Here is a 12,593-nt window from a genome sequence, read left to right on the forward strand (position 1 = left end):
CGTTCGCGTGTTGTGCCGATCCCCGGCGGGTTGGTGGCGGCCACCGTGGCCGCAGGGGTGGCCGCGGCCGTGTTCGTGCCCCTCGATCGCCCGGGCCTGGGATGGCTGCTCGCGGGGTCGACGATCGCGGGCGCTGTCTACGGGGTGGATCGGGCCGCCCGCCGTGCCGCCGCGCTGAATGACCAGGATGCGTCGGTCGAGGGGGCCGACGCATCCGCTGGCGAGGGTTCCTGGCAGGTTCGGTGGGAGCGGGCGGGGTGGACCGGGCTGGCGTTGGCGCTGTTGGGGGTTGGGGTGGTGCGTGATGCGCCGTGGCTTTTCGCGCTGTGTCTGGTGGGTGCCGCGGTGGCGGGGTCGTTGGCGGTGGTGCCGCGCTCGATCTATGGGTTGTGGTTCGACGTGGTGGCGGTGCCGTTCTCGGCGGTGATGTCGGTGCCGTGGCTGTATCGGGCGCTGGGGCGCACGAGGGGCCGGGTGCGGCCGGGGGCACTGCGGGTGGGGTGGTCGGTGGCGGTGGCCGCCGCACTGTTGTTGGCGGTGGTGCCATTGCTGGCGGGGGCCGACGCGGTGTTCGCGGGGCTGGTGAACGGGCTGCTGCCGCGGATCGACGTGCCCGCGGTGATGCGGTGGGGATTCGTGTTCGTGGTCGCGGGGCTCGGGACTGCGGGGGCGCTGTATCTGCTGGCCGGACCGCCGCCTGGGGCCTCGCACGCCGATGAGGCCGAGGCAGGCGAGGATGCCGAGGGGGTGGATCCGCTGGGCTGGTTGGGGATTCGGCGGTTCTCACCGGTGGAGTGGGGGATTCCGGTGGGGGCGTTGACGATTGTGTTCGCGGCGTTCGTGGGGACGCAGATCGCGGTGCTGTTCGGCGGGGACGGGTATGTGCAGCGGACGGCCGGGCTGACGTATGCGGAGTACGCGCGCAGCGGGTTCTGGCAGCTGTCGATCGTGAGCATGCTGACTTTGGCGGTCATCGGCGCGGTGCTGCGCTATGCCCGGCAGCAGTCCAGCGGCGAGCGGCGGTGGTTGCGGGGCGCGGTCGCGGTGGTGTGCGGTTTGACGTTGGTGATCGTCGCCTCGGCGCTGCATCGGATGTGGACCTACCAGCAGGCCTACGGGTTCACCGTGATGCGATTGCTGGTGGAGGTGTTCGAAGGCTGGATCGCGCTGGTGTATCTGCTGGTGTTGGCGAGCCTGATCCGGTTGCGGCGGGGTTGGGTGCCGCGCGCGGCGGTCGGCGCGGCGGCGGTGACACTGCTGGGTCTGGCCGTGGTGAATCCGGAAGGCTTCGTGGCCGACCGCAATATCGACCGCTGGCAGTCGGGCAAGCGTTTGGACGCCGACTACCTGGGCACCTTGTCGACCGATGTCCTGCCCGCCACCGACCGGCTGCCCGAGCCCGAGCGTGCCATGATCGTGAATGCCGTTCGCGCGCGCCTGAGCCATGATTCGTGGCAGGGCTGGAACTACTCGCGCGCCACCGCCGACCGCTGACGGCCGCTCAGCCGAAGCTCACCGGTGTCCAGGTGCGCCCGGCGTCGTCGGTGGTGAGCATCATCGAGGCGTTGTGCGCCGACCCGGTGTGCGCCAGGATCACGAAACCAGTTGTCTCGGTGGTGAATTCCCCGGCAACCGGTTCCCAGTCCCGATCGGGTGCGGTGTAGGCGATGGTCCAGGACTCGCCGCCGTCGGCCGAAGTGAGCACGCGATCGTCGAGCGCGGCGACCAGGTGGCTGGCGTCGGCGGGCATCAGGACCGCGTCATTCGCCAACGACGGCGCCAGCTGCCCGGTGTCGGTGAAGGTCGCACCACCGTCGGTGGAGGTCATGAGATGGGTGGTGGCGCTGTCGTTCTGGGCGGGACCGGGCCGCCCGCACAACGCGAGCACCCGCCGCTCTGACAGCGCGTGCCAGTCGGCGGGCCCGTTGCCGCCGCAGGGCAGCTTCCACGGACTCCACGTCCCGTCCACGAGGCGGGCCCCGCTGCGAGTGCGGTTGGTGACGACCACCCAGGCGCGGGTGCCGACGACGGTGACCGCGGCCGACGGATCGGGACCCCCGCCCACCGCGACGGGAAGATCGGTGGTCTCGGTCCAGGAGTCGCTGTCGACGGGACTGGTGAACAGCACGGTCTTCTCGCCCGGCTGCGTCGCCGCGATATAGGCGCTGTCCTCGGCGACGGTCAGGGTGAAATCGCCCATCACCGCATTGATGTCGAGCGGGACCTGCTTCCAGCTCTTGCCGCCGTCATGGGTGGCGAACAGCGTGCCGTCCACACCCACCCAGCCATTGCGGGCATCGGCGAACTTCACCCAGCCTCGGGCGTTGGTGTCGTGAGTCGGCGAGTTCGGCAGCAAGGGCGCGGGAAGCGTCACCGCCTGCCAGGTGCGTCCGCCGTCGGTGGTGTGCCGCAGCGACTGGCACGGTTCGCTCGCGCACGGGTAGGTGCGGCCCAGCGCCCAGCCTTCGTCGGCGGAAATGAAGTTGATCGAATCGGGTTGGAAGCCAACCGGATCCGCGACGACGGGCGCGACGACCGGAGCTGCCTGCAAGGTGGCGGTCGGTGTGCTCGATGTCGACTCGGTACTGGCCGAGGTCGGATACGGCCCGGTCTCCCCGGTTTTGATGGTGAGTCCCGCGACCACCCCCGCCGCGAGCACCGGTACCCCGACTCCCACGACTCCGGCCAACGCGACCGGACTGCGCAACCCCACCGGCCCGAACTCCCTTCCACACACCCCCGGACCGGTGCTCCGAGCACTCACCCGGGCGGCCCTGCGGCACAACGGGATCGAGTATGCCGGGTGCGCGCCCGATTCGCCCACCCGGCTGGTGTCCGATTCGCCGACCCGGCTAGTGTCCGCCGCGCTGGGTGGCCAGGCGGGTCGCGATATCGCCGATGAGCTCGAAGGGGACGGGGTTCTTCAGCGGGAAGTTCAGGCTGCCCTTGCCCACCCGGTAGGGGGCGATGGCCGCCTCGAAGGCGGCGTCACCGCGGGGCACCGGATACACCGACAGGTGTTTCTTCCAGCCCGCGAAGTACATGATCGGTTTCCCGCCCACTTCCACGGTCGGCATCTTGTAGCTGAGGGTTTCGGTGGCCTCCGGGAGCGCGGCGCGCACCGTGGCGCGCACGTGTTCGAGGGCCTCGCGCATAGGAGCGGGTTGGCCCGCCAGGTATTCCTCGACGGTGCGGGGTTCGGGTTTGGCCATGACGGGCCACCTTTCCGACAGTCGACGTGTTCGATTCGACGTTCGAATCGACGGTACCGCTCAGCCGCGCGGGCGTTGCAGTAATGCCAGGGCGGTGTCGAGGCTGGCCTCGACGTTGTCGGCGAGGTAGAGCAGGTCGATGAAGAAGTCGTCGAATCCGGTGTCGGCGGCGACGGATTCGATGGTGTCGGCCACCACCGCGAGGTCGGTGCCCGCGGCCACATTGACGCGCACGACCGTGTCGATGGCCTTCGGGTCGCGGCCCGCCTCGACGGCGGCCTGGTCGACGGCCGCGCGCATCTTCACCAATTGGGAGCCCCAGCCGGGCGGGCCGGGCACCGGGACCACCGGCAGCCAGCCGTCGGCGCGGCGGCCGACCCGGGCGAGCCCGGCCGGGTTGAACGCACCCAGATAGAACGGCGGTCGGGGCCGCTGCACCGGCTTCAACTCACTGCGATGCTCGGGAACGGTGACGTAGCGACCCTGGTATGCGGCGGGGTCGGTGGTCCAGATGGCTTCGAGCGCATCGAGAATCTCCTCCATCCGCGCGCCGCGCTGGGCGAACGGGACTCCGGCGGCCTCGTACTCCTCCGGCGACCAGCCGATCCCGAAGCCGGGGACGAGCCGACCATTGCTGACCACGTCGAGAGTGGTGAGCGCGCGAGCCAGCGGTGTGGGCCGATACAGCGGCGCGATGAGCACATTCGCGCCCAATGTGACCCGTTCGGTGACCGCGGCCGCGATGCCGAGCAGCACGAACGGGTCGAGCACGAAGTTGAATTCGTCGGGAATGGTGTCGCGGCCGGCGTAGCCGACCTTCGGGTTCGTGGCGGCGAGGAGCCGGTCACCGACCCAGAGGCTGTCGGCCCCGGCCTGTTCGAGCGTGGTCGCGTAGTGCGCGATCTGGGCGCCCGCACGCGCCTGCGGACCGCATTGCGGAAGAGCGAAGCCGATTTTCACCCTTCGGTGATACCAGACAGGATGGGTCGGGTGGGAGAACACAAAGACCGCATGCTGGCCGGACAGCTCTACCGCGACAACGATCCCGAACTCGTCGCCGAACGGCTGCACTGCCAGGAATTGCTGGACCGATTCAACGCCACCTTGTCCGGACAGGACCTCCAACGCCGCGCCATCCTCGAAGAGCTCCTCGGCGCGATCGGCGAAGGCTCGTGGATCATGCCGCGCTTCCAATGCGACTACGGCCATCTGATCCGCCTGGGCCGCAACAGCTTCCTCAACTACGACGCCATCCTCATGGACTGCGCTCCCATCACCATCGGCGACGACGTCTCCATCGGCCCCCGCACCCAACTGCTCACTGCTTTGCACCCGATGCACGACCACGACCTGCGCCGTCAGCGCTGGGAAACCGCCGCTCCCATCACCATTGGCGACAATGTGTGGCTCGGCGGCGGCGTGATCGTGTGTCCGGGCGTCACGATCGGTGAGAACACGGTGGTCGGCGCGGGCAGTGTCGTCACCCGCGACCTGCCCGAGAAGGTCTTCGCCGCAGGCAATCCCGCCCGCATCATCCGCACTCTCTGACCGCAGGCCAGCACGCGCCGTCGGGAGCGCCCGGCCGGGTCATCGCCGCCGCGGTGGTCGCCACCGCGCACCGAGTCCGTGTTGGCGAACCAGCGCGGACGAATTACCCGCAAGGCCAGCAGAAACCGGGCGCGGTCGAACTCACGCGGGCAGACCCGTCAACTCGGCGCAGAGCCGGTGCAGGCGGGTGGCCGCGGCGTCGTCCTGGGCGGCGGGGGAGGGGGCTTTGACTCGGTTGCGTTGGAAGTAGCAGCCGGTGACGGCGGAGACGTCGGGATCGGTGGCCAGATAGGTGAGGGCGCGCCCGCCTTCCTCGGGGGTGATCATGAACAGGCGTTTGCCCAGCGCCATGACCGGGCGGGCGAACCAGGGGGCGGCGTCCCAGATGCCGGTGGCCACCACGCCGGGGTGAAAGGCATTGGCGGTGACGCGGGTTCCGGTCAGGCGTTGGGCCAGGTCGCGGGTGTAGAGGATGTTGGCGAGTTTGGCGCGCCCGTAGGCCGAGGTGCCGCTGTAGCCGTGGCGCAGCTGCGGGTCGTCGAAGTCGAAGGTGTTGCCGTAGTGCATGACCGAGGACGTGAACAGGATGCGCGAGGGGGCGCTCTCGCGCAGCAGATCCAGCAGGAGCTCGGTGAGCAGGAAACCGGCCAGATGGTTGACGGCGAAGGTGGCCTCGAGTCCATCGCGGGTTTCGGCGCGGCGCAGGTGGAATCCGCCTGCGTTGTTGGCCAGCACGTCGAGGCGGTCGTAGGTCTTGGTGACCGTTGCGGCGAGTTCGCGCACCGCATCGAGGGAGGCCAGATCGCATTCGAGGGCGTCGACGTCGGCGGTGGCCGTCGACCGCACCAGTTCGGTGGCGGCGCTGAGTTTCTCGGGATTGCGACCGACCAGGATCACCTGGTGTCCGTCGGCGGCGAGTTGGCGTGCGGCGGCCAAGCCGATCCCCGACGTGGCCCCCGTGATCAGCATGGTGCTCATGCCCTGCCAGCCTGCCACACCCGAGCCGCCCTGTCGCGGGATCCGGACACCCTCTCGTGCTGCTGATCATGCGAAAGGCACTGCCGCGCAACGAGTAACGACCGTGTTCGGGTGGTGAACCGGATCTGTGGCATTGGACGGAATGCCCGGTGACAACCCCCGGCCGATTCGCACCACCGCAATCACGGTCGGCCCCAGCCGCATAAGCGGAAAGCGCGAGCGCCGCGAACCGCCCGTGCCACAACCCCGCAGCCCGTACCGTTGAGACATGGAGCCGGTACTGGTCACCGGTGCCGCCGGGGGGCGCGATGGATCCACCGGACGGCACCTCACCGCACAACTACTCGGCCGCGGCATCCCGGTGCGCGCCCTCGTCCACCGCGACGACCATCGCGCGCATCTGCTGCGCGCCCTCGGCGCACAGGTCGTCGTCGGCGACCTGCGCGATCTGGCGTTCGTGCGCACCGCCATGACCGGGGTGCGCGGCGCGTACTTCACCTACCCGGTCATCGACGGACTCCTCGACGCCGTCGGCGCGTTCGCCGTCGCCGCCCGCGAAGCCGAACTCCCACGCGTCGTCGCGGTCTCCCAACTCGCCGCGGGCCCGCAGGCGTTGACCCCGCGCATGCGCCAGCACTGGGTCGCCGAACAAATCCTGGACTGGGCCGATATCGGCGCAATCCACTTGCGCGCGGCCGTCTTCCACGAAAACCTCGCCCGCATCGCCGACACCGGCGGCGGGGAGGGGCTCAGCCTGCCCATGGGACCCGAAACCACCGAACTACCGCTGGTCGCGGCCTCCGACGTCGCCCGCGTCGCCGCCGGACTGCTGAGCGACCCCACCCTCGACGTCGACCCCGTCCTGCTGCTCACCGGTGATGTGGTGTCCATCGGCTCCGCTGCGCGCGCCCTGGGCCGCACCTATCACGACACCGATCCGGACACCTGGCATCGGTGGGCCCTCGAGTTCTACGGATCCCCGCACGCGGCCGAACACCTGAGCAAACTGTGGGAGATCTTCCGCCTGCTCGGCGAAGGCACCGGGCTCTACCAGGTGACGCCGTCGATCGAGAAATACGGCGGCCACCCGCCGATCACCCTATCCGACTTCGCCATTCACCGCCCCGCCCCGCACTGACGCTCAGGCGGGCGGCACCTCCGCGAGGCTCGCGTACACCGCTTTGCCCTCGGCCCGCGCCTGCGCGACCATGCGATCCGCGCCCTCGGACGGGCCGCCGATGCGCAACACCGCATCACAGCGCGACAGCAGCTGTTCGGCGAAGGGGTGAAAGATCTCGTCGTAGAGCCGATCACCGATCCGGGCACTGCCCGCGACCTCCAGCAACGGCAGCGCCAAGGCCTCACCGGTGACCGGAAGATGCCCGGCCCGGAACAGGGTGAGCGCGGTTTCGTTCATGGCCCGCACATTCGCGGCCAGCTTGGCCGGATCGTCGCCGGTACCGGAACGGTACGGGCCCGCGACCAGGATCATCTGAGCATTCGACACGGGGGACTCCTTCGTAATCGGTTCACGCACAATCGGTTCACGCCATATGGAGGACGACGCCCGCCTCTCGCAGGGCATCGAGGGTGGCCGGTCCGGCCGGATGAATGGACGCCTCCGCGGCGGTGCGGTCGGTGACGAACTCGTGCGCCGCGCCCAGCGGAGCGACCTGGCTGAAGGCCCGCACCCCGAGCTTGGTCGCATCGGCGACCGCGATCACGCACGCCGACTGGGCAATACCCGCCTGCTTCACCGCCGCGTCCTCGAGCGAGAACTCCGACCAGCCGTACTCGGCGTGCACGCCGCCGATCGACATGACGAACACATCGAAGGCCAGCGACTCGATCGCCCGCAACGCCACCGGGCCGACCAACGACTGCTCACCCGGACGAGAACGGCCACCGCACACCAGCAACTCGATATCCGGCTGATCGGCCAGGCGCGCCGCGGTCTGCAAGCTCAGCGCGGTCACCGTCAACGGCGCGCGGTCGATCAACGCCTGCGCGACATGCACCGTCGTCGTGCCCGCATCCAGCAGCACCCGCGAACCCGGTGCGATCAACCCCGCCACCGCCGCGCCGAGGCGATCCTTGATCGCGGTCGACCAGCCCGCGCGATCGGCGAAACCGCCTGCCCGCGTGCGCGTGTGCGTGGCGATCGCGCCGCCGTGCACCCGCCGCACCAGCCCGCGCCGTTCCAGGGTGTCCAGATCCCGGCGCACCGTCATCTCCGAAACACCCAGGCGCTGAGCCAATTCCGACACCGACGCCCGCTCGCCGCCCTGCACCAGCCGCAGCGTCACATCCAACCGTTCGCCAGCATCCACCCCACAGTTCTAACAGAGTGATGTTCGAATGAACAGAGGTGAGTTCGAATCGACAGGGGAGGCATCACCATTACCCACCGGGTAATGGAAAGCGACGCTTGATCATTCGTACGATCGGCACATGGCGACACCCACGGCAGGCGACCTCCTCCGACACTGGCGCACCACCCGACGCCTCAGCCAACTCGAACTCGCAGGCCGCGCCGACACCTCCACCCGCCACCTCAGCTTCATCGAAACCGGCCGCGCCACACCCAGCCGCCACATGCTGCTGCACCTGTCCGACGAACTCGACATCCCCCTGCGCGAACGCAACCGCATGCTCCTAGCCGCCGGATACGCCCCCATCTACGGCGAACCCACCCTCGACAACCCCACCATGCAACCCATCCGCGACGCGCTGCGCCAAATCCTCACCGGCCTCGAACCCCACCCCGCCCTCGCCATCGACGCCACCTGGACCATGGTCGACGCCAACGCCGGAGTCGCCCTCTTCGTCGACGGCGTCGACCCCGCCCTGCTCCAACCACCCGTCAACGGCCTCCGCCTCACCCTGCACCCCGACGGCCTGGCACCGCGCATCATCAACCTCCCCGAATGGCGCGGCCACATCTTCGAACGCCTCCAACACCAAATCGACGTCACCGGCTCCCCGGAACTCGTCACCCTGCTCGAAGAACTGCGCGCCTACCCCGGCGGCGAGGAAGCACCCGGCCTCCCCGAACCCGACCAAACCGTCGTCCCCCTGCGCCTGCGCCACGACGGCCACGAACTCGCCTTCCTCAGCGCCACCACCGTCTTCGGCACACCCATGAACATCACCGTCGCCGAACTCGCCATCGAAGCCTTCTTCCCCGCCGACGCCACCACCGCCGCACTACTGCGCGACCGCATCGCCATCCCCGGCACCTGAACACCCACCCCTTCCGACTAGTCGGTCCGCTCAGCCGGTCTCATACCCCACAATGGAAACCCATGGACGTGCCCACCCACCTCGCCCACCTCACCGGCGAACCCGTCGCACGCCTGCACCCCCTCGGCAACAGCCACGCCTGGACCCTGCACCGCGCCGAAACCACCGACGGCCGAACCCTTTTCGTCAAAGCCCTACACGACGGCGACACCTCCCAAGCCCTCACCGCCGAAGCCGCGAGCCTACGCTGGCTCGCCGAAGGCCACCCCGACCTCGTCCCACCCGTCCTCGCCGCCGACCCCCACATGCTCGTCCTGCCCTGGCAGCCAACCCAATCCGCCACCCCCACCGCCGCCGAACGCCTCGGCCGCGACCTCGCAACCCTCCACAACGCCACCCCCACCACCTACGGCGCACCCTGGACCGGCTACATCGCCACCCTCCCACTCGACAACACCCCCGCCACCGAAAACTGGGGCACCTGGTACGCCCACCACCGCCTCGCCCCCTACCTCCCCGCCGCCGCACCCCACCTCGGCCGCGACGGCACCCGCCTGATCGAACGCGTCATCACCCGCATCGACGACCTCTCCGGCCCACCCGAACCCCCCGCCCGCATCCACGGCGACCTCTGGTCCGGCAACATCCTCTGGACCCCCGACCACGCCCTGCTCATCGACCCCGCCGCCCACGGCGGCCACCGCGAAACCGACCTCGCCATGCTCGCCCTCTTCGGCACCCCCCACCTCGACCGCATCCTCGCCGCCTACCAAGAGATATCGCCCCTGAATTCAGGCTGGCGCCAACGCATCCCACTGCACCAACTACACCCTCTGCTGGTACACGTAGTGTTGTTCGGCGGCTCCTACCGCGGAATGCTCCTCGCCGCAGCGGCTTCTGCTCTCGCCGCCTAGCTCAACTCAGGTGGAATGGGCCAATTCCTGCATTAGGACAGCGAATTGGGCAGGAACCTGCCCGCGGACGCCGGATTGTGCAGGAATCGGCCCATGTGGGCTCGACACCCGGAGATCAGCTCCGCTCGGTCGCGGTGGACTGCTCCGCGAGGCGCGCGTGCAAGCGGTCGCGAACCTGATCCGGGGTGTAAGCGCGACGCTTACGCTCCGACCGGACGATCACCACTCCTGTCGCCGCCACGCCCGCCGCACCTGCCAAGCCGAGTACCTTCCACCAGCGCATACGCCTAGGCTAGTCGCCGTGCCACGCGAAGTGATCTCACATGTCGAGTTGGACCAAGCCGTGGAGCTCACGCGGACCGGTGACCTGTGGCTGTTCCGCGGACACTCCCACGCCGACCGCGCGATTCGCGGACTCACCAACAGCCCGGTCAACCACGTCGGCATGGCCCTGGTCATCGACGATCTGCCCGCGCTCATCTGGCACGCCGAACTCGGGCGGGCACTACCGGACGTCTGGTCGGGCAACCACCACCGCGGCGCACAACTGCACGACCTGCGAGCCGCGGTCCTGCGATGGGCCCACGACTACGGGCAGCAGGCCTGGATACGCCAGCTGGATCGACCCGTCACCAAGGACATGGAAGACGCCGCACTGCGCACGGTCGCACGACTCGACGGCATGCCCTTCCCGTCCACCAGCGCCCTCGCGGGACGGTGGCTCAAAGGCCGCGTGCCGCTGCCGAAACGAACGAGAGACCCCGAATCCGAAGCCGGGCTCGAGAACGCGTACTGCGCCGAAATCGTCGCTATGACTTACCAAGCCATGGGACTGCTGCCGCAGAAACGGCCCAACTGGTATGACCCGGGCCGGTTTTGGAGTGGCGACAACCTGCGCCTCGCCGACGGCTATCACCTCGGCGGGGAAATCGCGGTCGAGGTGCCCGCGCGCTAACCCACGGCGTCCGGCTCCGCCGAGCAAGACCTCCGGCTTCGCCGAATTGCTGTGCGCTAGCGTCGGGGGAGTGCAGCTGCAGCGGATCCACCACGTCGCGATCATCGCCTCGGATTACGAGAAGTCGAAGGCGTTCTACACCGAGATCCTCGGCCTGAAGGTGATCGCGGAGAACTATCGCGCCGAAAGGCGTTCCTACAAGCTGGATCTCGCCCTGCCGGATGGCGGACAGCTCGAGCTGTTCTCCTTCCCGGACCCGCCCGCGCGACCCTCCCGACCCGAGGCGGCCGGACTGCGGCACCTCGCGTTCGTGGTCGCGGACGTGGAGGAGGCCCTGGCAGAGCTGCGGGGTAGGGGAGTGGCGGTGGAAGAGGTGCGAGTCGACGAGTACACGGGGAAGCGGTTCGCGTTCTTCGCCGACCCCGACGATCTGCCGCTCGAGCTGTACGAAGCCTGAGATCGGAGCCTCCCGGCGGGGCCTGTCAATCTCGAAAATTAGGAAATGGAAATATGCGCATCAACGCATGTTGGCTCGTTTTGAAAAACACTCCGGCAATCACAACCCCTCGCACTCCTGACCACACTCATCACCCTCCAACCTCGAAGAGGGGAGCGGCTATTCGATGCCGCTCGGTCGCTGGATTGGGCGCTCCCATACGATGGGTCGCATGACCAAAGTGCTCCTGAAGACCTCCGCCGGGGACATCACCCTGGAACTGGACGAGGCCAAGGCACCCAAGACCGTCGCCAACTTCGTCGACTACGTCAAGGCGGGCCACTACACGGACACCGTGTTCCACCGGGTGATCCCGAACTTCATGATCCAGGGCGGCGGCCTGACCGCCGAGATGCAGCAGAAGCCCGCGCCGAACCAGGTCGAGAACGAGGCCAACAATGGCCTCAAGAACGACAAGTACACCGTCGCCATGGCGCGTACCTCGGCCCCGCACTCGGCCAGCGCGCAGTTCTTCATCAACACCAGCAACAACGGCTTCCTGAACTACCCGGGCCAGGACGGCTGGGGCTACGCGGTGTTCGGCAAGGTCACCGACGGCACCGCCGTGGTGGACGCGATCGAGGGCGTGCGCACCGGCAACAAGGCCGGGCACTCGGATGTGCCGGTCGAGCCGATCACCATCTTCTCCGCCGAGCTGGTCTGACCCGTTTCGCAGCGATAGACGTACGGCCCGGAACCGTGGGGTTCCGGGCCGTCGTCGTTGCTACAGAAGGGGTTAGGCGTCGAGGACGCGGACCTCGCGTTTGACCACCGGCGGCAGCACCGACCACGGGAAGTTGATCCAGCGGTCGGTGCGCTTCCACACGTATTCGCAGTCCACTTCGGAGTGCGGCTTCTGGTAGATGACCGCGCAGCGGACCTCGGCGACGTGGGCGGAGCAGAAGTCGCGCACCAGCTTGAGGGTCTTGCCGGTGTCGGCGACATCATCGGCGACCAGGACGGTCGCGCCGGTGAGGTCGACGGCGTTGGGGACGGGCGGGAGCATGACGGGCAGGTCGAGGCGCTGGTCGACGCCGGTGTAGAACTCGACGTTCATGACGTGGAGGTTCTTCACGTCGAGGGCGTAGCCGAGGGCGCCCGCCACGAAGAGTCCGCCGCGGGCGATCGACAGGATGAGGTCGGGTTCGAAGCCGTCGTCGGCGATCTCCTGGGCCAGATCGCGGCTGGCGTCACCGAATAGCTCCCAGCTCAGTTCCTCGCGATCGCTCATGCTGCTCTCCGTTCTG

The 12,593-nt window shown here is 68.6% G+C and carries 16 protein-coding genes; 8 read left to right on the forward strand and 8 right to left on the reverse strand.

What is annotated here, in order from left to right:
- Positions 1-12 precede the first annotated feature (12 nt).
- On the forward strand, positions 13-1,494 hold the full coding sequence (locus VMT40_RS22210; protein ID WP_326360520.1) for a DUF4153 domain-containing protein: 1,482 nt from the start codon (positions 13-15) through the stop codon (positions 1,492-1,494).
- Positions 1,495-1,501: 7 nt separating this feature from the next.
- Here VMT40_RS22210 and VMT40_RS22215 read toward each other — a convergent pair whose 3' ends face one another.
- The 3 genes from VMT40_RS22215 to VMT40_RS22225 all read right to left on the reverse strand — a co-directional run bounded on the left by VMT40_RS22215 (position 1,502) and on the right by VMT40_RS22225 (position 4,172).
- Positions 1,502-2,713: a hypothetical protein gene (locus VMT40_RS22215; RefSeq protein ID WP_326360521.1), complete on the reverse strand. Its 1,212-nt coding sequence runs from the start codon at positions 2,711-2,713 to the stop codon at positions 1,502-1,504.
- Positions 2,714-2,852: 139 nt separating this feature from the next.
- Positions 2,853-3,212, reverse strand: coding sequence for an iron chaperone (locus VMT40_RS22220; protein ID WP_326360522.1), 360 nt, complete (start codon positions 3,210-3,212; stop codon positions 2,853-2,855).
- Between the two features lie 60 nt (positions 3,213-3,272).
- Complete coding sequence (locus tag VMT40_RS22225; RefSeq protein WP_326360524.1) at positions 3,273-4,172, reverse strand: TIGR03619 family F420-dependent LLM class oxidoreductase; 900 nt, start codon at positions 4,170-4,172, stop codon at positions 3,273-3,275.
- Between the two features lie 30 nt (positions 4,173-4,202).
- Here VMT40_RS22225 and VMT40_RS22230 point away from each other — a divergent pair, with 30 nt between their 5' ends.
- Positions 4,203-4,760: a sugar O-acetyltransferase gene (locus VMT40_RS22230; protein ID WP_326360525.1), complete on the forward strand. Its 558-nt coding sequence runs from the start codon at positions 4,203-4,205 to the stop codon at positions 4,758-4,760.
- A 141-nt stretch (positions 4,761-4,901) separates the two neighbouring features.
- Here the strand turns inward: VMT40_RS22230 and VMT40_RS22235 are convergent, their stop codons facing one another.
- Positions 4,902-5,738 (reverse strand): SDR family oxidoreductase, encoded by an 837-nt coding sequence (locus tag VMT40_RS22235; protein WP_326360526.1) that lies wholly within the window; start codon positions 5,736-5,738, stop codon positions 4,902-4,904.
- 268 nt (positions 5,739-6,006) lie between these two features.
- On the opposite strand from VMT40_RS22235, the gene VMT40_RS22240 reads away from it, so the two are divergent.
- Positions 6,007-6,876, forward strand: coding sequence for an NAD(P)H-binding protein (locus VMT40_RS22240; RefSeq protein WP_326360527.1), 870 nt, complete (start codon positions 6,007-6,009; stop codon positions 6,874-6,876).
- 3 nt (positions 6,877-6,879) lie between these two features.
- Here the strand turns inward: VMT40_RS22240 and VMT40_RS22245 are convergent, their stop codons facing one another.
- Positions 6,880-7,245 carry a hypothetical protein gene (locus VMT40_RS22245; RefSeq protein ID WP_326360528.1) on the reverse strand — a complete coding sequence of 122 codons (366 nt, stop codon included), beginning with the start codon at positions 7,243-7,245 and terminating at the stop codon, positions 6,880-6,882.
- Positions 7,246-7,282: 37 nt separating this feature from the next.
- A complete protein-coding gene (locus VMT40_RS22250; protein WP_326360529.1) occupies positions 7,283-8,068 on the reverse strand; it encodes a DeoR/GlpR family DNA-binding transcription regulator in 786 nt (261 codons plus the stop codon).
- A 121-nt stretch (positions 8,069-8,189) separates the two neighbouring features.
- Between VMT40_RS22250 and VMT40_RS22255 the strand changes: the two genes are divergently transcribed.
- Positions 8,190-8,981: a helix-turn-helix domain-containing protein gene (locus VMT40_RS22255; protein WP_326360531.1), complete on the forward strand. Its 792-nt coding sequence runs from the start codon at positions 8,190-8,192 to the stop codon at positions 8,979-8,981.
- Positions 8,982-9,043: 62 nt separating this feature from the next.
- Positions 9,044-9,895, forward strand: coding sequence for a fructosamine kinase family protein (locus tag VMT40_RS22260; protein ID WP_326360532.1), 852 nt, complete (start codon positions 9,044-9,046; stop codon positions 9,893-9,895).
- A gap of 115 nt (positions 9,896-10,010) precedes the next feature.
- Here the strand turns inward: VMT40_RS22260 and VMT40_RS22265 are convergent, their stop codons facing one another.
- A complete protein-coding gene (locus VMT40_RS22265) occupies positions 10,011-10,178 on the reverse strand; it encodes a hypothetical protein (protein WP_326360533.1) in 168 nt (55 codons plus the stop codon).
- 18 nt (positions 10,179-10,196) lie between these two features.
- Between VMT40_RS22265 and VMT40_RS22270 the strand changes: the two genes are divergently transcribed.
- The 3 genes from VMT40_RS22270 (at position 10,197) to VMT40_RS22280 (ending at position 12,010) form a co-directional block, all read left to right on the forward strand.
- Positions 10,197-10,850: a hypothetical protein gene (locus tag VMT40_RS22270; RefSeq protein ID WP_326360534.1), complete on the forward strand. Its 654-nt coding sequence runs from the start codon at positions 10,197-10,199 to the stop codon at positions 10,848-10,850.
- 70 nt (positions 10,851-10,920) lie between these two features.
- On the forward strand, positions 10,921-11,307 hold the full coding sequence (gene gloA2, locus VMT40_RS22275; RefSeq protein WP_326360535.1) for an SMU1112c/YaeR family gloxylase I-like metalloprotein: 387 nt from the start codon (positions 10,921-10,923) through the stop codon (positions 11,305-11,307).
- Between the two features lie 211 nt (positions 11,308-11,518).
- Positions 11,519-12,010, forward strand: a complete 492-nt coding sequence (locus tag VMT40_RS22280; protein WP_326310784.1) for a peptidylprolyl isomerase — start codon at positions 11,519-11,521, stop codon at positions 12,008-12,010.
- A gap of 72 nt (positions 12,011-12,082) precedes the next feature.
- Here VMT40_RS22280 and VMT40_RS22285 read toward each other — a convergent pair whose 3' ends face one another.
- Entirely contained in the window at positions 12,083-12,577 is a 495-nt protein-coding gene (locus VMT40_RS22285; protein ID WP_326310785.1) for a phosphoribosyltransferase, read from the reverse strand.
- Positions 12,578-12,593 lie beyond the last annotated feature (16 nt).

The sequence above is a fragment of the Nocardia sp. CDC160 genome, from assembly GCF_035818795.1.
Lineage (GTDB): Bacteria > Actinomycetota > Actinomycetes > Mycobacteriales > Mycobacteriaceae > Nocardia.

Bases quoted from the DNA above. Each gene is read 5' to 3' on its own strand.
- VMT40_RS22220 (WP_326360522.1), bottom strand. From the start codon at position 3,212: ATGGCCAAACCCGAACCCCGCACCGTCGAGGAATACCTGGCGGGCCAA.
- VMT40_RS22235 (WP_326360526.1), bottom strand. From the start codon at position 5,738: ATGAGCACCATGCTGATCACGGGGGCCACGTCGGGGATCGGCTTGGCC.
- VMT40_RS22240 (WP_326360527.1), top strand. From the start codon at position 6,007: ATGGAGCCGGTACTGGTCACCGGTGCCGCCGGGGGGCGCGATGGATCC.
- VMT40_RS22255 (WP_326360531.1), top strand. From the start codon at position 8,190: ATGGCGACACCCACGGCAGGCGACCTCCTCCGACACTGGCGCACCACC.
- VMT40_RS22260 (WP_326360532.1), top strand. From the start codon at position 9,044: ATGGACGTGCCCACCCACCTCGCCCACCTCACCGGCGAACCCGTCGCA.
- VMT40_RS22265 (WP_326360533.1), bottom strand. From the start codon at position 10,178: ATGCGCTGGTGGAAGGTACTCGGCTTGGCAGGTGCGGCGGGCGTGGCG.
- VMT40_RS22280 (WP_326310784.1), top strand. From the start codon at position 11,519: ATGACCAAAGTGCTCCTGAAGACCTCCGCCGGGGACATCACCCTGGAA.
- VMT40_RS22285 (WP_326310785.1), bottom strand. From the start codon at position 12,577: ATGAGCGATCGCGAGGAACTGAGCTGGGAGCTATTCGGTGACGCCAGC.